This window comes from Variovorax flavidus, from assembly GCF_030317145.1.
Classification (GTDB): Bacteria; Pseudomonadota; Gammaproteobacteria; order Burkholderiales; family Burkholderiaceae_C; genus Variovorax; species Variovorax flavidus.
The window spans coordinates 124105-145891 of the sequence record NZ_JASZYE010000003.1; the positions used below are offsets into that span (position 1 = coordinate 124105).

The 21787-nt window shown below is 66.4% G+C and carries 21 protein-coding genes; 12 read left to right on the plus strand and 9 right to left on the minus strand.

All coding sequences use genetic code 11. The features are described from left to right. Nucleotides 1-3: 3 nt before the first annotated feature. The 7 genes from QTH90_RS15880 to QTH90_RS15910 form a co-directional block, all read right to left on the minus strand. Nucleotides 4-996, minus strand: coding sequence for an ABC transporter ATP-binding protein (locus QTH90_RS15880; protein WP_286665530.1), 993 nt, complete (start codon nucleotides 994-996; stop codon nucleotides 4-6). Continuing rightward, the gene (locus tag QTH90_RS15885) at nucleotides 993-1985 is read right to left on the minus strand and encodes an ABC transporter ATP-binding protein (RefSeq protein ID WP_286665531.1); all 993 of its coding nucleotides are present in this window, start codon (nucleotides 1983-1985) and stop codon (nucleotides 993-995) included. Before QTH90_RS15885 ends, QTH90_RS15880 begins: the two co-directional genes overlap by 4 nt. A gap of 15 nt (nucleotides 1986-2000) precedes the next feature. Continuing rightward, entirely contained in the window at nucleotides 2001-2912 is a 912-nt protein-coding gene (locus QTH90_RS15890; RefSeq protein WP_286665532.1) for an ABC transporter permease, read from the minus strand. A 94-nt stretch (nucleotides 2913-3006) separates the two neighbouring features. Beyond that, a complete protein-coding gene (locus QTH90_RS15895) occupies nucleotides 3007-4590 on the minus strand; it encodes an ABC transporter substrate-binding protein (protein WP_286665533.1) in 1584 nt (527 codons plus the stop codon). 29 nt (nucleotides 4591-4619) lie between these two features. Next, nucleotides 4620-5873, minus strand: coding sequence for a M20 aminoacylase family protein (locus QTH90_RS15900; RefSeq protein ID WP_286665534.1), 1254 nt, complete (start codon nucleotides 5871-5873; stop codon nucleotides 4620-4622). Next, a complete protein-coding gene (locus tag QTH90_RS15905) occupies nucleotides 5873-6853 on the minus strand; it encodes an ABC transporter permease (RefSeq protein ID WP_286665535.1) in 981 nt (326 codons plus the stop codon). The genes QTH90_RS15900 and QTH90_RS15905 overlap by 1 nt, the downstream gene beginning before the upstream one ends. 162 nt (nucleotides 6854-7015) lie before the next feature. Further along, entirely contained in the window at nucleotides 7016-8371 is a 1356-nt protein-coding gene (locus tag QTH90_RS15910) for a porin (RefSeq protein WP_286665536.1), read from the minus strand. 285 nt (nucleotides 8372-8656) lie between these two features. Here QTH90_RS15910 and coq7 point away from each other — a divergent pair, with 285 nt between their 5' ends. Then, nucleotides 8657-9286 (plus strand): 2-polyprenyl-3-methyl-6-methoxy-1,4-benzoquinone monooxygenase, encoded by a 630-nt coding sequence (gene coq7, locus QTH90_RS15915; RefSeq protein ID WP_286665537.1) that lies wholly within the window; start codon nucleotides 8657-8659, stop codon nucleotides 9284-9286. Between the two features lie 21 nt (nucleotides 9287-9307). On the opposite strand, the gene QTH90_RS15920 is transcribed toward coq7, so the two are convergent. Then, complete coding sequence (locus QTH90_RS15920) at nucleotides 9308-9757, minus strand: OsmC family protein (protein ID WP_286665538.1); 450 nt, start codon at nucleotides 9755-9757, stop codon at nucleotides 9308-9310. 252 nt (nucleotides 9758-10009) lie between these two features. Between QTH90_RS15920 and ilvA the strand changes: the two genes are divergently transcribed. Further along, nucleotides 10010-11563, plus strand: a complete 1554-nt coding sequence (ilvA, locus tag QTH90_RS15925) for a threonine ammonia-lyase, biosynthetic (protein WP_286665539.1) — start codon at nucleotides 10010-10012, stop codon at nucleotides 11561-11563. Nucleotides 11564-11569: 6 nt separating this feature from the next. Here ilvA and QTH90_RS15930 read toward each other — a convergent pair whose 3' ends face one another. Continuing rightward, on the minus strand, nucleotides 11570-12103 hold the full coding sequence (locus tag QTH90_RS15930; protein ID WP_286665540.1) for a type II secretion system protein N: 534 nt from the start codon (nucleotides 12101-12103) through the stop codon (nucleotides 11570-11572). Nucleotides 12104-12168: 65 nt separating this feature from the next. Here QTH90_RS15930 and gspG point away from each other — a divergent pair, with 65 nt between their 5' ends. The 10 genes from gspG (at nucleotide 12169) to gspE (ending at nucleotide 21664) form a co-directional block, all read left to right on the plus strand. Beyond that, nucleotides 12169-12609 (plus strand): type II secretion system major pseudopilin GspG, encoded by a 441-nt coding sequence (gene gspG / locus QTH90_RS15935; RefSeq protein ID WP_286665541.1) that lies wholly within the window; start codon nucleotides 12169-12171, stop codon nucleotides 12607-12609. Further along, complete coding sequence (locus tag QTH90_RS15940; RefSeq protein WP_286665542.1) at nucleotides 12584-13087, plus strand: prepilin-type N-terminal cleavage/methylation domain-containing protein; 504 nt, start codon at nucleotides 12584-12586, stop codon at nucleotides 13085-13087. Before gspG ends, QTH90_RS15940 begins: the two co-directional genes overlap by 26 nt. 20 nt (nucleotides 13088-13107) lie before the next feature. Continuing rightward, a complete protein-coding gene (gene gspI / locus QTH90_RS15945; RefSeq protein WP_286666271.1) occupies nucleotides 13108-13458 on the plus strand; it encodes a type II secretion system minor pseudopilin GspI in 351 nt (116 codons plus the stop codon). Beyond that, nucleotides 13458-14102 carry a PulJ/GspJ family protein gene (locus QTH90_RS15950; protein ID WP_286665543.1) on the plus strand — a complete coding sequence of 215 codons (645 nt, stop codon included), beginning with the start codon at nucleotides 13458-13460 and terminating at the stop codon, nucleotides 14100-14102. Before gspI ends, QTH90_RS15950 begins: the two co-directional genes overlap by 1 nt. After that, complete coding sequence (gene gspK, locus QTH90_RS15955) at nucleotides 14099-15214, plus strand: type II secretion system minor pseudopilin GspK (RefSeq protein WP_286665544.1); 1116 nt, start codon at nucleotides 14099-14101, stop codon at nucleotides 15212-15214. Before QTH90_RS15950 ends, gspK begins: the two co-directional genes overlap by 4 nt. A gap of 121 nt (nucleotides 15215-15335) precedes the next feature. Next, the gene (gene gspL, locus QTH90_RS15960; RefSeq protein ID WP_286665545.1) at nucleotides 15336-16547 is read left to right on the plus strand and encodes a type II secretion system protein GspL; all 1212 of its coding nucleotides are present in this window, start codon (nucleotides 15336-15338) and stop codon (nucleotides 16545-16547) included. Continuing rightward, on the plus strand, nucleotides 16544-17107 hold the full coding sequence (locus QTH90_RS15965) for a type II secretion system protein M (RefSeq protein ID WP_286665546.1): 564 nt from the start codon (nucleotides 16544-16546) through the stop codon (nucleotides 17105-17107). The genes gspL and QTH90_RS15965 overlap by 4 nt, the downstream gene beginning before the upstream one ends. Nucleotides 17108-17111: 4 nt before the next feature. Then, the gene (gene gspN / locus QTH90_RS15970) at nucleotides 17112-17915 is read left to right on the plus strand and encodes a type II secretion system protein N (protein ID WP_286665547.1); all 804 of its coding nucleotides are present in this window, start codon (nucleotides 17112-17114) and stop codon (nucleotides 17913-17915) included. Between the two features lie 2 nt (nucleotides 17916-17917). Further along, on the plus strand, nucleotides 17918-20236 hold the full coding sequence (gspD, locus tag QTH90_RS15975) for a type II secretion system secretin GspD (protein ID WP_286665548.1): 2319 nt from the start codon (nucleotides 17918-17920) through the stop codon (nucleotides 20234-20236). Between the two features lie 9 nt (nucleotides 20237-20245). Beyond that, the gene (gene gspE / locus QTH90_RS15980) at nucleotides 20246-21664 is read left to right on the plus strand and encodes a type II secretion system ATPase GspE (protein WP_286665549.1); all 1419 of its coding nucleotides are present in this window, start codon (nucleotides 20246-20248) and stop codon (nucleotides 21662-21664) included. Nucleotides 21665-21787: the final 123 nt, after the last annotated feature.

Below are 21787 nucleotides of genomic sequence, written 5' to 3' on the forward strand. Positions count from 1 at the left end.
GGGCTAGGCCCTTCCCTCCTCCACGGCGTGGCAGGCGAACTGCACGCCGCGCAGCATTTGCAACTGCGGGCGTTCGGCCTTGCAGCGCTCGTTGGCCAGGGGGCAGCGCGGATGGAATGTGCAGCCCGTTGGCGGATTGAGCGGGTTCGGCACCTCGCCCTGCACCGGCGTGCGGCGTCGCCCGGTGTGCTTCATCTGCGGAATGGCATCCAGCAGCATCCGCGTGTAGGGATGCTGCGGCGAGTCGAACAGCGTGTGCTTGTCGGCCACTTCGACCAGGCGCCCCAGGTACATCACGCCGACCTGGTCGGCGACATGGCGCACCACCGCAAGGTTGTGCGAGATGAAGAGATAGGTCAGGCCCTGCTCTCGCTGCAGGTCCTTCATGATGTTGAGCACCTGCGCCTGCACGCTCACGTCGAGCGCCGAGGTCGGCTCGTCGCACACGAGAAATTCGGGCTGCGTCGCCAAGGCCCGCGCGATGGAAATGCGCTGGCGCTGGCCGCCGGAAAACTGGTGCGGGTACTTCACCATGTCCAGCGGACTCAGGCCGACCGACTTCAGCAGGTCGCCGACGCGCGCCTTGAGTTCGGGCCCCTTGCCCAGGATGCCGTGCTCGCGCAGCGGCTCGCCGACGATGTCCTCGACGATCCATCGCGGGTTCAGGCTCGCATACGGGTCCTGGAAGATCATCTGGATGCGACGGCGCAGCGTGCGCCCCTCGGCGGTCTTGAACGCCGCGTGCGCATCCTGTCCATCGAACTGCATCCCGCCGCGCGTGGGGTCGTACAGCCCCACCAGCAGGCGCGCCACGGTGCTCTTGCCGCATCCGGATTCACCCACCAGCGCGAGCGTCTTGCCGCGTTCGATCGAGAAGCTCACGCCGTCGACGGCCTTCAGCAGCACGCGCGGCTTGCGCTCCAGCACACGGTTGAGCCAGGGCGGCGAGACGTCGAAGCTCTTGGCGAGATCGTGTGCCTGCACCAATGCCGTCATGCCGCACCTCCGTAGGCCGGCGAGGCCGTGTGCGCTTCGTGCAGCCAGCAGGCGGCCCGGGTGGCACCGGCGTTGAGCAGGTCCGGGCGCTCGACCAGGCAGTGGTCGAAGACGCGCGGACAGCGCGGGTTGTAGGCGCATCCCTTGGGAATGGCATTGAGCCGCGGCATCGCGCCGTCGATCTGGTTGAGGCGTTCGCGGTCCATCGTCATGTCGGGGATGGAGGCCATCAGGCCCGAGGTGTAGGGATGGGCCGGCTGATGGATGACCTCATGCACCGGCCCGATCTCGGCCACACGGCCGGCGTACATCACGGCCACGCGGTCACAGGTTTCGGCAATGACGCCCATGTCGTGGGTGATCAGCATCACGGCGGCGCCATGCTCCTTGCAGATGCCCTTGAGCAACTGGATGATCTGCGCCTGGATCGACACATCCAGCGCGGTCGTGGGTTCGTCGGCAACGATGAGCTTCGGCTCGGCCGCGAGGGCGAGTGCGATCACGACGCGCTGGCGCATGCCGCCGGAGAACTGATGCGGAAAGTGATCGATGCGCTGCGCGGCCGCCGGAATGCCGGTGTCCTCCAGCAGTCCGATGGCGCGGCGGCGCGCCTCCGCCTCGGTCACGGGAAGGTGCGTGCGGATGGTTTCGATCAGTTGCCGCCCGATCGTGTAGAGCGGGTTCAGCGAAGTCAGCGGGTCCTGGAAGATCGCGCCGATCTTGCGTCCGCGAATGTGACGCATGGCCTCGTGGCCGAGGTTGTCGATGCGCTGCCCCTCGAGCACGATCTGCCCGCCGGCCACGCGGCCGGGTGGCTCGAGCAGGCCGATGATCGCGGCGCCGGTCAGCGACTTGCCCGCGCCCGATTCACCGACCACGCCGAGGATCTCGCCCGGCGCGATCTCGAAGGAGATGTCGTCCAGCGCGCGCAGTGTGCCGCGGCGATTCGGAAACTCGACGACCAGGTTCTGGACTTGAAGCAGGCTCATGGGTACGTTCCGCCTTCAGCGCAGTCGCGGGTTGAGGGCGTCGCGCAGCCAGTCGCCCAGCAGGTTCACGCTCAGTGCGATCAGCACGAGCATCGCGCCGGGGAACACGGTGATCCACCATTCGCCGGAGAACAGATATTCGTTGCCGACGCGGATCAAGGTGCCCAGCGACGGCGATGTCGGGGGCACGCCAACGCCCAGGAAGGACAGCGTGGCTTCGGTGATGATGGCTGTCGCGACCTGGATCGTCGCCAGCACCAGCACCGGGCCCATCACGTTCGGCAGCACGTGGCGCATCATGATCCGCCACGGCGATACGCCGGTCACGCGAGCGGCCTGCACGTACTCCCTGCTCCGCTCCACCAGCGTCGACCCGCGCACGGTGCGTGCGTATTGGACCCAGCCGGTGAGCGATATCGAGATGATCAGCACGCCGAAGGCCACCGAGGTGGGCGCATCCGGAAACAGCGCCCGGCCGACACCCGCCATCAGCAGGGCCACGAGGATCGGCGGGAACGACAGCATCACGTCGCACACGCGCATGAGGAAGGCATCGAGCCATCCGCCCCAGAAGCCCGCCAGCAATCCGAAGAGCACGCCGACGAAGACCGAAACGATGACCGACACCAGCCCCACGATCAGCGAGATGCGTGCGCCGTAGATCACCGCCGAGAGGATGTCCCGGCCCTGGTCATCGGTGCCGAGCAGGTACTTGGCCGTGCCTTCGGCGCTCCACGCCGGAGGAAGGCGAGCGTCGCCGAGTTCGAGTGTCGCGAGGTCGAAAGGGTTGTGCGGCGACACCCATCCCGCGAACACGGCGCAGAACACGCAGACGAAGGCGACCGCGGCCGCCAGCATCGCGACGGGCGAACTGCGAAAGCTGTGGCCGACATCGCTGTCAAGCCAGCGGGCTATGGTTTTTTTCATCGGGGTGAAGAAGAGATGGCGCGATCAGGCCCGTGCCGTGCCACCCCGTTCGGGGGCAGCGACGACACGAAGTGCGTGAGCAGTGCTCACACGCTCAAGGCTTGATGCTCATCCACTTGAACATCATCCAGTTGTCGGCGAGCTGAGTCAGCTCGACCTTCTTGCTCACGCCCCACGCCAGCGACTGCTGGTGCAGCGGCAAGTGGCCCACGTCATCAGCGTGGATCGCGAAGGCTTCCTTGATCATCGCGTCGCGCTTGGGCTTGTCGGTCTCGGACTGGATCTTCTTGGTCAGTTCGTCCACCTTGGGATTGCAGTAGGCGCCGAGGTTGAACTGGCCGGTTCCCTTGTCGTCGACGCAAGCGGCGAGCGAACTGAGCGCGTTGTGCGAGTCATACGTGGTCGGCGTCCAGCCGAGCAGGTAGAAGCTGGTGTCGCGGCGGAGGACCTTCGGGAAGTAGGTGCCCTTGGTCTCGGCCGCGAGATTGATCTTGACGCCGATCTTCGCGAGGCTGGCCGCCACGCTCTGGCAAATCTGGCCATCGTTGACGTAGCGGTCGTTCGGGCAGTTCATCGTCACTTCGAAGCCGTTGGGGTAGCCCGCATCGGCCAACAGCTTCTTCGCCGCCTCGACGTCGTAGGGCAGCCGCTTGTCCTGCTCGGCCGTCCAGCCATTGATGCCCGGACCCACCAGCAGCGCGGTGGGACGCGAGGCGCCGCGCATCACGGTTCGCTGGATGCCTGTGATGTCGATCGCCTGATAGAAGGCCTGGCGGACGCGCTTGTCCTTGAACGGGTTCTTTCCCTTCACGCTGGAGTACAGCAGCTCGTCGCGCTTCTGGTCCATGCCCAGGAAGATGGTCCGCAGTTCCGGGCCGGCGATGACACGTGCGTTCGGGCTCGCATTGACGCGTGCGACGTCCTGCACCGGCACCGGCTCCATCACTTCGACCTCGCCGGAAATCAGGGCGGCCACACGCGTCGCAGGATTGGCGATCGGCGTGAAGATGACTTCCTGGACGTTGCCTTCGATCTTGCCCCAGTAGTTGTTGTTGCGAACAAAGACCGTGCGCACATTGGGCTGGCGCTCACGCACGCGGAACGGTCCGGTGCCGTTGGCCTTGAACGACGCGGTGTTCTCGATGCCCTTGCGGCGATCGACCGGCCGTGTCGCCTGGTTCTCCTCGCACCACTTCTTGCTCATGATCATCAGCTGCGAGATCACGTCGGGGAGAATCGGAAACGGGCCGCGCGTTTCGATCTCGACCGCGAGATCGCCCACCTTGCGGACTTCCTTTATGTCGGTGGTGGCGCCCTGCATGTCCGAGCCCTCGCCCGCCGCGCGCTTGAAGCTGAACACCACGTCATCCGCCGAGAACGGCGTGCCGTCGTGGAACTGCACGCCCTTGCGCAGCTCGAAGCGCCAGACCGTGGGCGATGTCTGCTTCCAGCTCGTGGCGAGCAACGGTGCCAGGGTCAGGTCCTTGTTGCGTCCCACCAGCATCTCGTAGACGTTGGCGGTCGTGCTCAGTTGGAGCGTCTCATTGAGCGAGTGCGGATCCAGAGAGAGTGCATCGCCCTGGTTTGCAATGCGAATGGTTTGCGCACCGGCCATCAAGCTCGTGGCCGCCAGGACGGAAAGAACCGCTGCAGCAACCAAACTTTTCTTCAGACTCATGGGAAAGCACTCCTCGGGGTTGGAAAGACTCAAGACGCTGTCGAAGCGATCTTGTTTTTGGGTTTCTCGGCCACGGTGGCCAGCGGCATGCCCTGCTCGATCAGGCCCGCATGCAACGCGGCGCCGAGCGGCAGGATCTCGTCGTTGAAGTCGTACCGGCTGTTGTGCAGGAAAGCGCCGCCCCTGGCGTCCTGGCCGATGCGCAGATAGGCGCCCGCCTTCTTCTGCAGCATGAAGGAAAAGTCTTCCGCGCCCATGCTCGGCTCCATGTTGCGCTCGACGTTGTGCGCGCCCACCAGCGACTGCGCGACATCGCCGGCAAACACGGCCTCCGGCGCGGTGTTGATGGTCGCGGGGTAGATCCTCTCGAACTTGACCTGGGCCGTGGCACCGAATCCGGAAGCGACTGCGGCGCACAGCTCCGCCAATCGGCGCTCGACCTGCTCCTGCACCCTGGAGCTGAACGTGCGCACCGTGCCGACCAGCGTGGCCTTGCCCGGCACGACGCTCATCGCGCCCAGGTCGCCCGCGCTCACTGCGCAGATGCTGATCACGGCGGCATCGATCGGCCGCACGTTGCGCGACACGATGCTCTGCACCGCGGTGATGATGTGCGCGGACACCACAACGGGATCGACCGTCAGATAGGCATGCGCGCCGTGCCCGCCCTTGCCGGTGACTTCGATCGTGATGCGATCGGCCGCGGCCATCATCGCGCCGCGATTGATGCCCACCGTGCCGGCCGGCATGCCCGGCCAGTTGTGCATGGCATAGACCGAATCGACCGGAAAGCGGTCGAAGAGGCCGTCCTCGATCATCACGCGCGCACCGGCAAAGCCTTCTTCGCCCGGCTGGAAGATCAAGACCGCAGTGCCATCGAAGTTGCGGGTTTCCGCGAGATAGCGCGCGGCGCCGACGAGCATGGCGGTGTGGCCGTCGTGACCGCAACCGTGCATCAGGCCGTTCTTGGCCGAGCGCCAGGGGAAGTCGTTGTCCTCGCACATGGGCAAGGCATCCATGTCGGCGCGCAGGCCCATCATGCGACCGCTTGCCGTCGAAGCGCCGCGAATCACGCCCACCACACCGGTCTTGCCGATGCCGGAGTGGATCTCGTCGACGCCGCAGGCCCTCAACGCCTCCTGCACGCGGCCAGAGGTGTAGACCTCTTCGAAGCCGAGTTCGGGATGCGCGTGCAGGTCGCGACGGAATGCGGTGATTTCGGGATAGAAGCGGGCGATGTGGGCGAACGCCCTCCCCGCCGCTTGCAGACGAGGCTCAGTCATCAGTGACCTCCAGCGTTGCCAATACGCAACCGCGGGTCGACGACGAAATAGAGCAGATCGACCACGAGATTGATGACAACAAAGATGAGTGCGATCAGGCACAGATAAGCCGCCATCACGGGGATGTCGGCAAAGGTCACGGCCTGGATGAACAGCAGGCCCATGCCGGGCCACTGGAACACCGATTCCGTGATGATCGCGAATGCGATCAGGCCGCCGAGCTGGAGGCCGGTGATCGTCATGACGGGCACCAATGTGTTCTTGAGTGCGTGTCCGAAATGGATTGCGCGATCCGAAAGGCCGCGTGCGCGAGCGAACTTGATGTAGTCGGTGCGCAGCACTTCGAGCATCTCCGCTCGCACGAGCCGCATGATCAATGTGAGTTGAAAGATGGCAAGCGTGACTGCGGGCAACACGATGTGAAGCCAGCCGTCGGCCTTCAGCAGGCCCGTGCTCCACCAGCCGAACTGCACGGTGTCGCCGCGTCCGAAGCTGGGGAACCAGCCGAGCAGCACGGCGAAGACGAGGATCAGCAGGATGCCGATCAGGAAGGTGGGCAATGAGACGCCGAGCAGGGAGATCGTCATGAACACCTGGCTCATGAAGCTGCCGCGCCGCAGCGCCGTGTAGACGCCCATCGGAATGCCGATGGCCAACGCGAGCACGGCTGCGACCAACGCAAGTTCGAGCGTGGCGGGGAAGCGTTCGCCAATCAGGCGCGACACCTTCGCACCTTGCCGCAAGCTGAGACCGAACTCGCCTTGCGCGGCATTCACGAGGAAGTGCCAGAACTGCACGAAGAAGGGCTTGTCGAGTCCGAGGCTCTCACGAAGCTCTCGGATCTGCTCTGGCCTTGCGTCCTGGCCGAGCAGGAACACCACCGGATCACCCACGTACTGGAAGAGAAGAAAGGCGATGAAGGCAACCGCGACCATCACTATCACGGCTTGGATCAGGCGACGCAGTACGAAAGCGATCATTCAGGAAACAAAGTTTTCAATGATGCTAGCAGAGCAAAGTACGTGCCCATGCGGGAGTTCCCCGGGGGCACCACATCGGTCACCCAAAGAAAAAAAGCCATCCGACTTGCATCGGATGGCTTTCAAGAACTTCCCTTGAAGCTGGCTTACGCCAGCGTCAGATCAGAAAGCGTGACGGATACCGAAGTCGTAGCCCATCGAGCTCTTCGGGGTCAGGCTCGGCACTGCCAGGGGGTTGGGCGTGCCAACACCGGTGACCGGGTTCACGTTGATGACTGCCGGAGCATTGCCGAAGTACTCGGGGCTGCCGCCGATGGTCAGGTCAGCACCATTCTTGTTGTCGATGTAGGCGACCGTTGCGTACAGAGCGGTGCGCTTCGACAGGTTGTGCACGTAGCCCAGGGCCCACTTGCTGGCCTTCGGCTCAGGCAGACCAAAGAATTGGTTAGCCGGGGTCGTGTTCTTGTAGTCGACAGCGGAGTACGCAGCGCGGATCAGGCCAGGGCCAACCGGCACGGTCACGCCAACCAGCCAGCCGTCAGCGCCGGGCTCACGGAAGCCGAGTGCGCCAGCAACGGTGGTCGGGAACGGAGCCGACGATTGGATCTTGGTGTCAGCCTTCGAGTATTCACCGAAGAGCTTCACGACGCCGAAGTCGTACGAAGCGCCGATGCTGCCCGAATCCAGCTTGCTCGTGGTGCCGTTGACGAAGTTGCTGGCCAGCGTGGTTTCAGCGTAGGAGAGCGCGACGTCCAGAGGACCGTTGGCGTAGCCAACGCGACCACCGATGTAGCGGCCGGTGCGCGAGTCATTGAACGCAACGCCAGGGCCAGGAACAGCGGCGCCGGTCACGGGGTTCACGCCGGTCTGCACCAGCACGCCCGGATCCAGGCTAGCCTTCTCGTTGAAGGCGTACATGAACTGACCGTAGAAGCCACCCAGGTTCGGCGGCAGGAAGTAGCCGATCGAGTTGCTGGAACGCACGTATTGGTTGTTGATCGTGAAGCCGCTGTTCGCGATGTTGCCGCTGGCGTAGCCGTTGGCCGTCGAGATCAGGTTGGTACCCACGCCGTTGGTGCCGAACGGATCGAACACGGTGTCGTTCCAGAACGTCGGGGTGTAGTCGCGACCGAGGCGGACTTCACCGAATGCACCCGACAGGCTCACGGTTGCACGACGGTTGAACGTCAGGCCACCACCACCCGTGGCGGTCGGGCCAAGGCCAGTGATGGTCTGGCCGGTGCCGTCGTCGTTGTTGATACCGGCTTCGAGCCAGAAGCTGGCTGCCAGGCCACCGCCGAGGTCTTCCGTACCACGGAAGCCCAGACGGCTGGAGTTGTAGCCCGAGTTCGACAGCGCGGTGCGCTTGGTCGTAACGCTGTTGCCGAAGACATCTTCCGTCTTGTTGGAATAGCCGCTGACAGCGGCGTCAACCACGCCGAACAACGTGACAGACGACTGAGCCGAGGCGACGCCGGCGACAGCCAGAGCAGCCAGGGCAACTAGAGATTTTTTCATTGCAAGTTTCTCCAAGGTTAAACATAGGGCTCCGGTGCGAAGGGCTCACCGTGACTGGCACTTTTGTGCTCCCACCGGACCCCGGGCCAACCTCCTTTTGGGAAGTTGTCGCTATTGCACCAGAGCCGGTTCGCCAGGGCAAAACAATTCGCCCGAAAACACGGGTGTCCAGCGCGTTTCGTTGCAGTAGTGCAACAAAAGTTCTGGGGGTTTTGCGACACCACGATGTGAAAGGATTGGGCCCCGAGGAGTTGTGACTTTCTGTGTTTCGGGTCCAATCGGGCCATGACCCCATCTCTCGACTCCGTCCTGGCAGTGGCAGACGCGGCGCTGCGCACACTGTTCGCCAAGCCGCATGCAACAAGGGATGCCCCTGCGCCCGCAACTCCGGCAAGCGCGCTGAGCGATGCCGAACGGCGGGAAGCGGGGGCCCTGATGCGCGTGAACCACGTTGGAGAGGTCTGCGCCCAGGCGTTGTATACGGCCCAGGCGGCCGTCACCCGGGATCCGGCGCTGCGGATGCACTTCAGCGACGCGGCGCGCGAGGAAACCGATCACCTGGCCTGGACGCAGCAACGGCTTGATGAACTGGGCGCTCATCCGTCGGTCCTGAATCCAGTCTGGTACCTGGGCGCATTCGGCCTGGGCCTCGTCGCTGGCCGGCTGGGGGATTCATTGAGCCTCGGCTTCGTCGCCGAGACGGAGCGCCAGGTGGAGGCCCACCTCGATGGTCACCTCGACCGATTGCCGGCAGGCGACACCGCATCGCGGGCTGTCATCAACCAGATGAAACTCGACGAGGCGCGCCACGCCGCGCAGGCGTGGAGTGCGGGCGCGACGGAACTCCCGGCCCCCGCGAAAGCCATGATGCGCATGGCCTCCCGGGTGATGACGACCGTCGCTCACCGCATCTGAGCGAGCGCACGACAGGCGCGATCAAGCCTCGATCAGGTCGAAACTGGTCGTGATTTCTGCGGTCTTGGCCAGCATGACGCTGGCCGAGCAATAGGTGTCGTGGCTCAACGCGATCGCCCGTTCGACGGCCGCTGTCGGAATGCCTTTGCCCGCCACAGTGAAATGCATGTGGATCTTTGTAAAGACCTTGGGGTCCTTTTCGGCGCGTTCGCTGGTCAGCTTGACACTGCAACGCTCCACCTTGTGGCGTCCGCGCTTCAGGATGAGCACCACGTCGTAGGCCGTGCACCCGCCGGTGCCCGCCAACAGGGTTTCCATCGGGCGGGCGGCGAGGTTCTGCCCGCCGTTCTCGGGCTTTGCGCTGTCGGGCGCTCCATCCATCATGAGGACATGGCCCGTGCCGGTTTCGGCGACGAATCCCATCGCCGACCGCGTGCCGGTGTTGCCGGTCCAACTCACTGTGCATTCCATCTTTGCTGACTCCAGGACGCGCGATGGAGGTCAAAAACTCTCATCGGCGTGATTTAGTGTTCGAAAAGCGCCACTCGCTTGTTGCAATGCAACAAACAGTCGATATACTTTATTTCATTGCACACCGACACGTGTGCGCAGGTTGTCTCCTCCACCCTCCCAATTGGTGGATTTAGCCCCGAGCCGCAAGGCCCGGGGCTTTTTTCTTGGCGGCTCCAGCCCCTGCATCGGCCGGCCTATGATCGCGGCCCTATGTCCACGCCGACCACGCCTCTCACTCCCGCCGACTACCTGAAGAAAATCCTCACCGCGCGCGTCTACGACGTGGCGGTGGAATCGGCCCTCGAGCCGGCGCGCGCGCTGAGCGCAAGGCTCGGCAACACCGTGCTGCTCAAGCGCGAGGACCAGCAACCCGTCTTCAGCTTCAAGCTGCGTGGCGCGTACAACAAGATGGTGCAACTGAGCGAAGAACAGCTCACGAAAGGCGTGATCTGCGCGTCGGCCGGCAACCATGCCCAGGGCGTGGCCCTCAGCGCCCACAAGCTGGGTGTCCGCGCGGTCGTCGTGATGCCCGTCACCACGCCCCAACTGAAGGTCGATGCCGTTCGCGCCCTCGGCGGCGAAGTGCATCTGCACGGCGACAGCTATTCGGACGCGTATGCGTATGCGGTCGAGCAGCAAAAGCAGCACGGGCTGACCTTTGTCCACCCCTTCGACGACCCGGATGTGATCGCCGGCCAAGGCACCATCGCGATGGAGATCCTCCGCCAGCACCAAGGGCCGCTGGACGCCGTTTTCGTCGCCATCGGCGGGGGCGGATTGATTTCCGGCGTGGCCAACTACATCAAGGCCGTGCGCCCCGAGATCAAGGTCATCGGCGTGCAGATGAACGATTCGGACGCGATGATGCAGTCGGTCGCGGCCCATGAGCGGGTGACGCTGCCCGATGTCGGCCTCTTCTCTGACGGCACTGCTGTCAAGCTGGTCGGCGAGGAAACCTTCCGCATCGCGAGCGACCTGGTGGACGAGTTCATCACGGTCGACACCGACGCGGTCTGCGCCGGCATCAAGGATGTGTTCATCGACACGCGCAGCATCGTCGAACCCGCGGGTGCGCTCGCCGTGGCTGCGATCAAGCAGTATGTCGAGGAGCGTGGCACGCGCGGCGAAACCTACGCGGCCATCCTCTGCGGCGCGAACATGAATTTCGACCGCCTCCGCTTCGTCGCAGAGCGGGCCGAGGTGGGCGAGGAACGCGAGGGGCTGTTCGCCGTGACGATCCCCGAGGAGCGGGGCAGCTTCCGGCGCTTCTGCGAGCTGGTCGGCCAGTTGCCGGGCGCATCGCGCAACGTGACGGAGTTCAACTACCGGATCAGCGATTCGAAGGAGGCCCACGTCTTCGTCGGCCTGACGACGACCACGCGAGGCGAATCGAAGACGATCGCAGACACCTTTGTTGCGCACGGTTTCGGCGCCATCGACCTCACGCACGACGAACTCGCCAAGGAGCACATCCGCCATCTGGTCGGCGGCCGCACCGGCCTCGCGAAGGACGAACGCCTGCTGCGCTTCGTATTCCCGGAGCGTCCTGGTGCGCTGCTGAAGTTCCTGAGCCTGTTGCGGCCCAACTGGAACATCAGTCTCTTTCACTACCGGAACCAGGGCGCCGACTACGGACGCATCCTCGTCGGACTGCAGGTGCCAGGCGCGGACAACGAGGCCTTCGACGAATTCCTCCAGGCGCTGGGCTATCCCTTCGTGGAAGAGACCGCCAACCCGGCGTACCGGCTGTTCCTGCAGGCCTGAAGACCCTTATCGAACCGGGGCGACGGGCGCGCCAGGCGCGGCGGGCGCAATGACGGGAGGCGGCGAAGACAAGGCGGGCGGCGTCATCACCGCCAACGGCCGCGTCGGCAACTGCAAGGTGAAAGCCAACGCCGAATTCGCACTGGCACCGAAGGACGCGGCACGCGTCGTGACCGACTGGAGCACATAGCCTTCCTCGACCTTGGCGCCCACACGGAACGGCTTCGCCGGCTTGCCGTCTACGGCAATGAGCGCCGCGCCTTGCCCGTCGCTGTCCGCCACCACGCCGAGCAGCGCGAAGCGGCTCGCGGCTTCGGGCGCGGCCACCACCGCGGCCTGAGTCGGCACGGCACCCAGCAACTGGGCGACCGCGGCCGGATCGGCGGCCGCCTGAGGCGTGGCCACAGCGGGCGGCGCGATGGCGTCCGATGGTGCGGCCAGCCTCAGTCCCCAGAACACGATGCTCGCGGCCGCAAGCGCCCAGAGACCAGTGGTCGCCGTGGCCACGGGCCAGCGGGCAGGAGCGTAGGGAACTGACATGGGGCCGGATTATCATTCAGTGAACGCGGCACGTGCTGCCTCCCCGACGCTCTCACCACATCTTCATGCCCCTTTCTCACCGTTCTCTTTCGCGCGCGATCCAACGCGGCTTCACCCTGATCGAGCTGATGGTCGTCCTGGTGATCATCGGCGTGCTCGCCGCGCTGATCGTGCCGAACGTCATCGAGCGCGCGGACGACGCCCGCGTGACGGCGGCCAAGACCGACGTCAACAACCTGATGCAGGCGCTCAAGCTCTACCGGCTCGACAACCAGCGCTACCCCACGGCCGAACAGGGCCTGCAGGCGCTGCTCACGCGGCCGACGAACGGCCCGGCAGCCCCCAACTGGAAGCCTTACGTCGAAAAGCTCCCGAACGACCCGTGGGGCCGTCCCTACCAGTACATGAACCCGGGCATCAAGGGCGAGATCGATGTGCTTTCGCTCGGCGCCGACGGCCAGCCTGGCGGCGAAGGCAAGAATGCCGACATCGGCAGCTGGCAGTAAGGCGCGCTGCCGTCTCTCCGAAAGCGCTCGCCGCAGGACTGGCGGGTTCACGCTGCTCGAACTGCTGGTCGTCATCGCCATCATTGCCCTGGCCACGGCCGGGGTCGGAATGGCGATGCGTGATTCCGGCCAGGCCACGCTCGACCGCGAGGCCGAGCGGCTCGCAGCCCTGCTCGAGGCCGCCCGCGCGCAATCGCGCGCTGCCGGGGTCGCGGTCCGCTGGCGCCCCACGCCCGACGGGCCCGGCAATTTCAGCTTCGATGGACTGCCATCCAACTCTCTCCCAACCGCATGGCTCGCCGACGGCATCACGGCCCAGCCGATGAGCGCAGACGGCGTTGCCGTGCCTGCACTGCAACTGGGGCCCGATCCGATCATCGCGGCGCAACAGGTGCTGATCACGTCCGACGGCTCGCCGAGCCGCAGCCTGCGCATCGGCACCGACGGGCTGCGTCCCTTTGCGGTGGTTTCGCCGTGAAGCAGCGGCGCCGCAGCCCCATGCTCGGCTTCACGCTGATCGAGGTGCTGGTCGCCCTGGGCATCGTCGCCATTGCGCTGATGGCGGGCACGCAGGCGACGATGGCGCTCACGCGCAACGCCCAACGCCAGTCCGACGTGATGCTGGCCCAGATGTGCGCGGAGAACGAACTCATCAAGGCCCGCCTGGCGCGGCAACTCCCCGCTGTCGGCGATGCGGGCCTGGTCTGCACCCAGGCCAATGTGAGCTTTGGCGTCACGGTCTCGACCACGCCGACGTTGAACCCCAACTTCCGCCGCGTCGACGTGCAGGTTCGCGATGCCGACGAGGCGCCGGTGCTGCGGCTTTCCACCGTGGTGGGGCGCTACTGATGCGCAGGTCGCGCGGCTTCACACTGATCGAGTTGCTGGTCGCGATCTCGGTCATGGCGCTGCTCGCGATCATGAGTTGGCGCGGCCTCGACGGCATGGCGCGCGCGCAGGCCCAGAACCGCGAGCGCGGCGACGCCGTGCTCACGCTGCAGACCACGCTGACGCAATGGGGCGCCGATCTCGACGCCACCGTGGCGCTGTCGCAGACCCGCGCCATGGACTGGAACGGCCGCGTGTTTCGGCTCACCCGGCGCAGCACCGACGGCGGCACGCCGCGCGTCTACGTGGTGGCCTGGACCTTGCGCACCGACGCTGCCGCCGGCACGCACTGGCGCCGTTGGCAGTCGCCCGGCTTCACCACGCGCGCCGAGTGGCAGCAGGCCTGGGACCGTGCCGCCGCCTGGGCGGAGAACGGCAGCAACGAGGCCCACGACGCGGAGGTCGACCTGATGCCGGCCGACGGCTGGCAGATCTACTACTTCCGCAGCGACAACTGGTCGCCCGCCGTCAGCGCCGAAGCCCTGGGAACCACGCCCGTGCCGGACGGGGTGCGGCTGGTCCTGAGCCTGCCGCCGGGGCCGGCGCTCGCGGGCGTGATCACGCGCGACTGGGTGCGGCCCTCGTTGACGGTGCCCAAGACATGAAGCGCCGGACGCCCATTCCGGCTGGCGCGCGTCAACTCGGCGCCGCGCTGCTTGCCGCCATGCTCACCGTCACGCTGGTCGCGACCTTCGCGGCGGCGGCGCTCTGGCAGCAATGGCGCGCGACGGAAATCGAAGGGGCCGAGCGGGCACGGGTGCAATCGGGCTGGATCCTGCTCGGGGCGCTCGACTGGTCCCGGCTGATCCTGCGGGAGGACGCCCGCGCCGCCACTCCCACCAACGCGGCCGATCATCTGGCCGAACCGTGGGCCATCCCGCTGGAAGAAGCCAAGCTGACCAGCTTCCTCGCGGCCGACAAGAACATCGCCAGCGACGCGCTCGAGGGGCTGCCGGACGCCTTTCTCTCGGGTCGCATCATCGACGCCCAATCCAAGCTCAACGTGATGAACCTGGTGGCAAGCGGCAAGCCGGTCGACGCGTCGGTCAAGGCCTTCGAGAAGCTCTTCCAACTGCTCGGCCTGCCCGCACAGGAAGTCCCGTTGATGGTGAGGAGCCTTCAACAGGCGCTCCCGGCCACGGCGAGCGTGGCGCCCACGACCGGAACGACGGGAACCACAGGCACAACGGGAACCACGGGCGCGACGCTCGTCACGCCGGTGCCCACGGCATCGGCGGAAACCGACACGTCCGCATCGGCCACCGGCCCCCTGATACCGCAGCACACCGCCCAATTGGTCTGGCTGGGCGTGTCACCGACGACCGCAGCGGCGCTGGAACCCTATGTCACCGTCCTGCCCGTGGGCACCGCCACGAAGCTGAACATCAACACAGCCAGCGCCGAAGCCATCTTTGCCAGCGTCCCGAAGCTGGATCTCGCGAGCGCCAAGCGGGTGGTCGAGCAGCGAAAGGCGCGGGGCTATTTCCGCACCCTCGCCGACGCCAATGCGCTGATCCAGCAAAACTCGGCGCAGTTTGCCGAGGACCAGCACAGCATCGTCACCAGCTATTTCGAAGTCCATGCCCGGCTGCGCCTCGAAAGCGCCTGGGTGGACGAGCAGACGCTGTTGCGTCGGGACGGCATCGACGTCCGAATCGTCTGGCGGGAGCGTGGCGCAGGCGCCACGGTGGCAGCACCCAAACCCCTGAACCCGTGAGCAACGAAACCCTTTGGATCAAGAATTAGCGCAGCGCCCGTAGCCTCTGCATCACACGCTATCAAATCTGTAGCGCCTGCGATGACCCCACTCCTACAATACTGATCCTTTCGTTTTCTCCATGGCCTTGCTGCTTGTAACCATTCCTCTCACACCCGGTTCGGCTGCCGCCGAATACGGCTGGGCGATGTGGTCCAGCGACGGCCGCAAGCTGCGTTCACAGGGAAGCGCGGCGCCTGCGCTCCTGCCATCGAGCGATGAAGTCATCCTTGGCGTGCCCGCTGCCGCGCTCTCATGGCACCAGGTCACCTTGCCGCAGGGCAGCATGAGCGGCGCGGTGCGCCTTCGCTCGGTGCTCAGCGGCCTGCTCGAGGACCGCCTGCTCGACGATCCCGAGTCCCTGCACTTCGCGCTGGAGCCCGGGGCCCGCGTCGGCGTTCCGGTGTGGGTGGCCGCGTGCAATCGCATCTGGCTGCGCAGCGCCGTGCAGGCACTGGAAGGCGCGGGCCGCCGCGTCACGCGGATCATTCCCGAGTTCGCGCCCCAGCCGTCCGGCGCGCCAACGATGGTTTTCGCCATCGGCGAGCCTGGCGCGGCGCTCTGCGTGGTTTGCGGCACGGACGGGGTCGCGATGCTGCCGCTCGACAGTGGCGGACTTGCGCTGGCCGGCAACCTGCCCGCCGACACCACCGCGCTGGCCGAACCCGCGGTCGCCGAACTGGCGGAAAGCGTGCTCGGCTATCGCGTGCCGATCGTCAAGCCCGCGGAACGCTGGCTCCGGGCCAGCGAGTCGCCGTGGGATCTCGCCCAGTTCGATCTCGCGTCCACCGGCCGCGCCCGCGCGAGCAAGAAGTTCGTCGCCATCTCGCGGGCGCTGTGGCACGGGCCGCAGTGGCGCGCCGCTCGTTGGGGCGCCGCGGTCCTGGTGCTCGCGCAGCTCGTCGGCCTCAATGCGTGGGCCTGGAAAGAGCGCAACGCGCTCGACGCCAAGCGCAATGCGATGCGCAACGTGCTCACGCAGACATTCCCCTCGGTGCAACTGGTGGTCGACGCGCCCGTCCAGATGCAGCGCGAAGTCGCCGCATTGCAGCAGGCGACCGGTGGCGTCACTGCCGGCGATTTCGAACCCATGCTCGGCGCACTGGCCGCGAGCCTCCCGCGAGGGCGCGCGCCCACAGCGATCGACTTCAGCGCCGGCCAGCTGCGATTGCGCGGCCTCGGCCTGCAAGCGGCGGAGCTCGGCAGCGTGACCACCGCCATGGCATCGCGCGGCTACAGCGCCCGCAGCGAGGGCGACCTGCTGCTGGTGCAGGCAACGGAGGCAACGCGATGAAGGCGCTCCAATCGCTCCAGGCGCGCCGGCAGGCCTGGTGGCTCGCACTGGAACCGCGCGAGCAACGCATGGTCGCCATCGCCGGCACGCTCGTCGTGCTGGCGCTGTTCTGGTGGCTTGCATTGGCCCCGGCGTTGCGCACGCTGTCGTCGGCCCCGGCCGAACACGCGCAGCTCGATGCCCAACTGCAGCGGATGACCAGCCTGCAAACGCAGGCCAAGGCGCTGCAATCCCAGCCGCGCGCGAACCGGGAAGACGCCATGCGCGGTCTCGAGACCTCGGTTCGCCAGAACCTCGGGCCCAACGCCCAGATGCAAGCCGCGGGCGCCGGCGAGGGCGTGACCATCGCGCTGCGCGCCGCACCGGCGGACGCGCTCGCCCAATGGTTCGGACAGGCTCGCAGCAACGCGCGCGCCGTGCCGCGCGAAGTGCACCTGACGCGCAGCACGCAGAGCACCACCCCTTCCCCATCCTCGGCCCCGTCCGGCACCGCAACGACAGGTGACTCGTCGCGCGTGCGCTGGGACGGCACCGTGGTCATGAGCCTGCCGGCACGCTGACGCCATGGCGACCCGCCTGTCCAACCCCGACGCTCCCGCCAAGACCGGCTGGCGCTGGGCCGTGCTCGGCGTGCTCATCGGCTCCTTCCTGGCGTTCTCGCTGTTTGCGCCGGCTCGCTGGCTCGCCGCCGGCGTGGCGCGGTGGAGCAACGGCCACCTGCAGTTGGTGAACGCGCGCGGAACGGTCTGGACCGGATCGGCCGGTGTCGTGTTCTCCAGCGGCGCAGGCGGGGCGGAATCGATCTCGCTGCCGGGCACGCTCGGCTGGGCCTTGCGGCCGCGCTGGGACGGTGTCACCGCCGCGCTCGATCTCCCCTGCTGCGCGGCCAAACCGCTCGAATTCAGGGCTCTTCCGCGTGCAAGCGGCCTCCAGCTCGAATGGCGCGACGGGCAGTCGCGCTGGCCCGCCGCGATGCTCGCCGGCTTCGGCGCGCCATGGAACACGCTCAAGCTCGAAGGCATGCTGGACATTTCGACCCAGGCCTTCGTCCTGCGCTCGAACGGTCCGCAACTGGCACTCGAAGGACGTGCAACACTCGATGCCACCGACATTTCTTCCAGTCTCTCGACCCTGAGACCCATGGGCAGCTATCGCGTTGCCCTCGAGGGCGGCTCTGCGCCGAGCCTCCTGGTGACCACACGCGAGGGAAGCAGCCTGCTCCTCAGCGGCAGCGGCCGCTGGACCGGCATCGCTTTCCGCTTCGACGGCGAGGCCAGTGCCGCCCCGGGGCGGGAAGACGCACTTTCGAATTTGTTGAACATCATCGGGCGACGCGAAGGCGCGCGCTCGCTCATCACACTGGGATGAACATGAAGCCAAAGACTTCGACCGGCATCCGCATCGGAACCATCGCGCTCGCGGCGCAGATGCTGATCGCGGCCTGCATTCCTCTTTCCGCGTTCGCACAGGACACGATCGTGCGTCGCGGCGAACCGATCACGCTGAACTTCACCAACGCCGAGATCGAGTCCGTCGCACGCACCATGGCGGTCGTGACCGGTCGCGACGTGGTCGTCGACCCGCGCGTCAAGGGCACGCTCACGTTGCAGACCGATCGCGCCATCTCGCCGGACGCGGCATTCAACCAGTTCGCGGCGGCGCTGCGGCTGCAGGGCTTCGCAGTGGTGCAGTCCGACGGCCTCTACAAGGTGGTGCCGGAAGCCGACGCCAAGCTGCAGAGCAGCACAGTGACCACCTCCACGCCGACGGCGTCGAGCGTGAACGGCAACCAGATCGTCACGCAGATCTTCAAGCTCAACTACGAATCGGCCAACAACCTGCTGCCGGTGCTGCGCCCGCTGATCGCGCCCAACAACACGATCAACGTGAACCCCGGCAACAACTCGCTGGTGATTACCGACTACGCCGAGAACATGCGCCGCCTCGCACGCATCGTGGCGGCGCTGGACGTGCCGAACGCTTCGGACATCGAGGTGATTCCGCTCAAGCATTCGATCGCCACCGACATGGTGCCGCTGATCACGCGGCTGCTCGAAGGCGGCGCGAGCACGAGCGTAGGCACCGCCACGCCGGGCTCGGTCGATTCGTCGTTCCGCACCACGCTGCTCGCCGAGCCGCGCGGGAACGCGCTGATCCTGCGTGCGGCCAACCCGGCGCGGGCGCAACTGGTTCGCACGCTGGTCGACAAGATCGACCGCCCGGCCATCGACACCGGCAACGGCGCCGCTGGCAATGTGTACGTCGTCTATCTGAAGAATGCCGATGCGGTGAAGCTCGCGGCGACGCTGCGTGCGGCCATGTCCGCCGAGGCACGCGGAGGCACCGGCACCAGCGGCCTTCAGGGCACCAGCGGCACCCAGCAGGCGTCGCAACAGCTCAGCACCGCGCAGAGCAGCCTGTCGCAGGCCAGCTCGGCCGCGACGGCGCCCATCAACACCAACGCCAACCAGCCGTCGACCGGCGGCCAGGTGCAGGCCGACCCATCCACCAACTCCCTGATCATCACGGCGCCCGAGCCACAGTACCGGCAGATGCGCGCCGTGATCGACCGCCTCGACGGCAAGCGCGCGCAGGTGCTGGTCGAGAGCCTGATCGTCGAAGTCAATGCCGACAAGGCGGCTGAGTTCGGCATCCAGTGGCAGACCGGCATCGGCAACAGCGGCGACCGGAACGTCGGCTTCATCGGCACCAACTCCAGCCTGGGCGGCCAGAACATCGTCGACCTCGCGGTCGGCCTGGCGACCGGCAACACCGCGACGCGGCCTTCGACCGGCATCAACTTCGGCATCGGCACCAAGTACGGCGGCCAGTACATCCTCAGCTTCATCGCGCGCTTTCTCGAAAGCAATGGCGAGGGCAACGTGCTGTCGACACCCACGCTGCTGACGCTGGACAACGAGGAAGCCAAGATCGTGATCGGCCAGAACGTGCCCTTCCTCACGGGCCAGTTCACCAACACGGGGGCCGCCAACGGCTCGGTCAATCCGTTCCAGACCATCGAACGCAAGGACGTCGGCCTGACGCTGCGCGTGCGGCCGCAGATCAATGAGAGCAACACCGTCAAGATGGCGATCTTCCAGGAGGTCTCGACCATCCAGGCGTCGACCCTCAACAACGTGAACGGGCCGACCACCAACAAGCGCAGCATCGAATCGAACGTGGTGGTCGACGACGGCAACATCATCGTGCTCGGCGGTCTGCTGCAGGACGAGTATTCGAGCGGCACCGAGAAGGTGCCGCTGGCCGGCGACATCCCGATCCTCGGCAACCTCTTCAAGAGCGAGACCCGCTCGCGCAAGAAGACCAACCTGATGGTGTTCCTGCGGCCGGTGGTGGTGCGCGACAACGCCGTGAGTGACCAGCTCGCCCTGGACCGTTACGACGCCATCCGCGGTCTCCAGCAGACCTCGCAACCCGAGAAGAACATCTTCCTGCGCAGCGTGGAAGAGTCCGCGGTGCTGCCAGCGGCGCCGCCCGGCCAGGGCATGCAGCCGTTGCAGCCCGCGCCCGTGCTGCCGCCGGCCGCCAATCCGGACCGCCGCATCGAAGGCACGCGCCTGGTGCCGCCGCCGCTCACGCCGAGCGACACGCGCGCCCTGCGCCCCGGCACCATGAAGGGCGCATTGCCACCCACCGCCGATCCGTCGACGGCGCGCGAATTGCCCTAGAGTCCGGTCGTGCGCTATCCCCTCCCCTACGCCTTCGCGCGCGGCCAGCAATTGTTGCTGGAAGAAACTGACGAAGGCAGCTACACCCTCTGGATGCCCAGGCTGCCTCCGCGCAGCGCGCTGGGCGAAGTGCTGCGCAAGTACCCGGTCAAGACTTTCGAGCCGCTCGCGCCCGAGCAGCTGGCGCAGCGCATCAGCGCGGCGTACGCGCAGGGCGAATCGAATGCCGCTGCGGTGGTGAGCGAGGTGCAGGGCGATGCCGACCTCTCGCGCATGATGCAGGAGCTGCCGGCGGTCGAGGACTTGCTGGAATCGGCCGGCGACGCGCCGATCATCCGCATGCTCAATGCACTGCTGACGCAGGCAGCGCGCGATGGCGCCAGCGACATCCACATCGAGCCCTACGAGCGGACCTCGTCGGTGCGCTTTCGCATCGACGGCACGCTGCGCGAAGTCGTGCAGCCGAATCGCGCGCTGCATGCGGCGCTGATCTCGCGGCTGAAGATCATGGCCGACCTCGACATCTCCGAGAAGCGCCTGCCGCAGGACGGTCGCATCAGCCTGCGCATCGGCACCCGCGCGGTCGACGTGCGCGTGTCGACGCTGCCCTCGGCGCACGGCGAGCGCGCGGTGCTGCGCCTGCTCGACAAGTCGGAAAGCAAGCTCACGCTGGAATCGGTCGGCATGCAGGGCGACACACTGGCACGCTTCGAACAGCTGATTGGCCAGCCGCACGGCATCATCCTGGTGACCGGCCCGACCGGCTCCGGCAAGACCACCACGCTCTACGCCGCACTCAGCCGGCTCGACGCAAGCAGCAGCAACATCATGACGGTCGAGGACCCGATCGAGTACGAGCTGCCCGGCGTCGGCCAGACCCAGGTCAACGCCAAGATCGAGCTGACCTTCGCCAAGGCCCTGCGCGCCATCCTGCGTCAGGACCCGGACGTCATCATGATCGGCGAAATCCGCGATTTCGAAACCGCGCAGATCGCCATCCAGGCCTCGCTCACCGGCCACCTGGTGCTCGCGACGCTGCACACCAACGACTCCGTCAGTGCCGTGACGCGCCTGACCGACATGGGCGTCGAGCCCTTCCTGCTCAGTTCGTCGCTGCTCGGCGTGCTGGCGCAACGGCTGGTCCGCAAGCTGTGCCCCGTGTGCTCCGTCCCCGCGCCCGGTACCGAAGGCCAACCCGTCGGCTGCGACGCCTGCGGCCAGACCGGCTACCAGGGCCGCACCGGCATCTTCGAACTGCTCGTCGCCGACGACACCGTGCAATCGCTGATCCACAACCGCGCGCCCGAAAGCCAGCTCTTCGTCGCCGCCGAACGCGGCGGCCTGCGTTCGATGCGCGAAGACGGCGAACGCTTGCTCAAGGCTGGCATCACCTCCCGCGCCGAACTCCTGAGAGTCACCAGAGACTAAGCAGCCCTTACGCACGCCCGCACCCCCATTCGCGGGCTGCCACGGATCCGGCTCCGCCGGTCCGAAGGCAGCGCCCCCGGAAGGGGGTGGGCGGCCACACGAAGTGGGCAAGCCTGGGGGAGA

What these genes read in the sequence shown, in the direction of transcription:
- QTH90_RS15910 (WP_286665536.1), bottom strand. Translation starts at nt 8,371, where the DNA reads ATGAAAAAATCTCTAGTTGCCCTGGCTGCTCTGGCTGTCGCCGGCGTC.
- QTH90_RS15940 (WP_286665542.1), top strand. Translation starts at nt 12,584, where the DNA reads ATGCCGACATCGGCAGCTGGCAGTAAGGCGCGCTGCCGTCTCTCCGAA.
- QTH90_RS15890 (WP_286665532.1), bottom strand. Translation starts at nt 2,912, where the DNA reads ATGAAAAAAACCATAGCCCGCTGGCTTGACAGCGATGTCGGCCACAGC.
- coq7 (WP_286665537.1), top strand. Translation starts at nt 8,657, where the DNA reads ATGACCCCATCTCTCGACTCCGTCCTGGCAGTGGCAGACGCGGCGCTG.
- ilvA (WP_286665539.1), top strand. Translation starts at nt 10,010, where the DNA reads ATGTCCACGCCGACCACGCCTCTCACTCCCGCCGACTACCTGAAGAAA.
- gspK (WP_286665544.1), top strand. Translation starts at nt 14,099, where the DNA reads ATGAAGCGCCGGACGCCCATTCCGGCTGGCGCGCGTCAACTCGGCGCC.
- QTH90_RS15895 (WP_286665533.1), bottom strand. Translation starts at nt 4,590, where the DNA reads ATGAGTCTGAAGAAAAGTTTGGTTGCTGCAGCGGTTCTTTCCGTCCTG.
- QTH90_RS15950 (WP_286665543.1), top strand. Translation starts at nt 13,458, where the DNA reads ATGCGCAGGTCGCGCGGCTTCACACTGATCGAGTTGCTGGTCGCGATC.
- QTH90_RS15920 (WP_286665538.1), bottom strand. Translation starts at nt 9,757, where the DNA reads ATGGAATGCACAGTGAGTTGGACCGGCAACACCGGCACGCGGTCGGCG.
- QTH90_RS15905 (WP_286665535.1), bottom strand. Translation starts at nt 6,853, where the DNA reads ATGATCGCTTTCGTACTGCGTCGCCTGATCCAAGCCGTGATAGTGATG.
- QTH90_RS15885 (WP_286665531.1), bottom strand. Translation starts at nt 1,985, where the DNA reads ATGAGCCTGCTTCAAGTCCAGAACCTGGTCGTCGAGTTTCCGAATCGC.
- gspL (WP_286665545.1), top strand. Translation starts at nt 15,336, where the DNA reads ATGGCCTTGCTGCTTGTAACCATTCCTCTCACACCCGGTTCGGCTGCC.
- gspN (WP_286665547.1), top strand. Translation starts at nt 17,112, where the DNA reads ATGGCGACCCGCCTGTCCAACCCCGACGCTCCCGCCAAGACCGGCTGG.
- gspG (WP_286665541.1), top strand. Translation starts at nt 12,169, where the DNA reads ATGCCCCTTTCTCACCGTTCTCTTTCGCGCGCGATCCAACGCGGCTTC.
- gspI (WP_286666271.1), top strand. Translation starts at nt 13,108, where the DNA reads ATGCTCGGCTTCACGCTGATCGAGGTGCTGGTCGCCCTGGGCATCGTC.
- QTH90_RS15930 (WP_286665540.1), bottom strand. Translation starts at nt 12,103, where the DNA reads ATGTCAGTTCCCTACGCTCCTGCCCGCTGGCCCGTGGCCACGGCGACC.
- QTH90_RS15965 (WP_286665546.1), top strand. Translation starts at nt 16,544, where the DNA reads ATGAAGGCGCTCCAATCGCTCCAGGCGCGCCGGCAGGCCTGGTGGCTC.
- QTH90_RS15880 (WP_286665530.1), bottom strand. Translation starts at nt 996, where the DNA reads ATGACGGCATTGGTGCAGGCACACGATCTCGCCAAGAGCTTCGACGTC.
- gspD (WP_286665548.1), top strand. Translation starts at nt 17,918, where the DNA reads ATGAAGCCAAAGACTTCGACCGGCATCCGCATCGGAACCATCGCGCTC.
- QTH90_RS15900 (WP_286665534.1), bottom strand. Translation starts at nt 5,873, where the DNA reads ATGACTGAGCCTCGTCTGCAAGCGGCGGGGAGGGCGTTCGCCCACATC.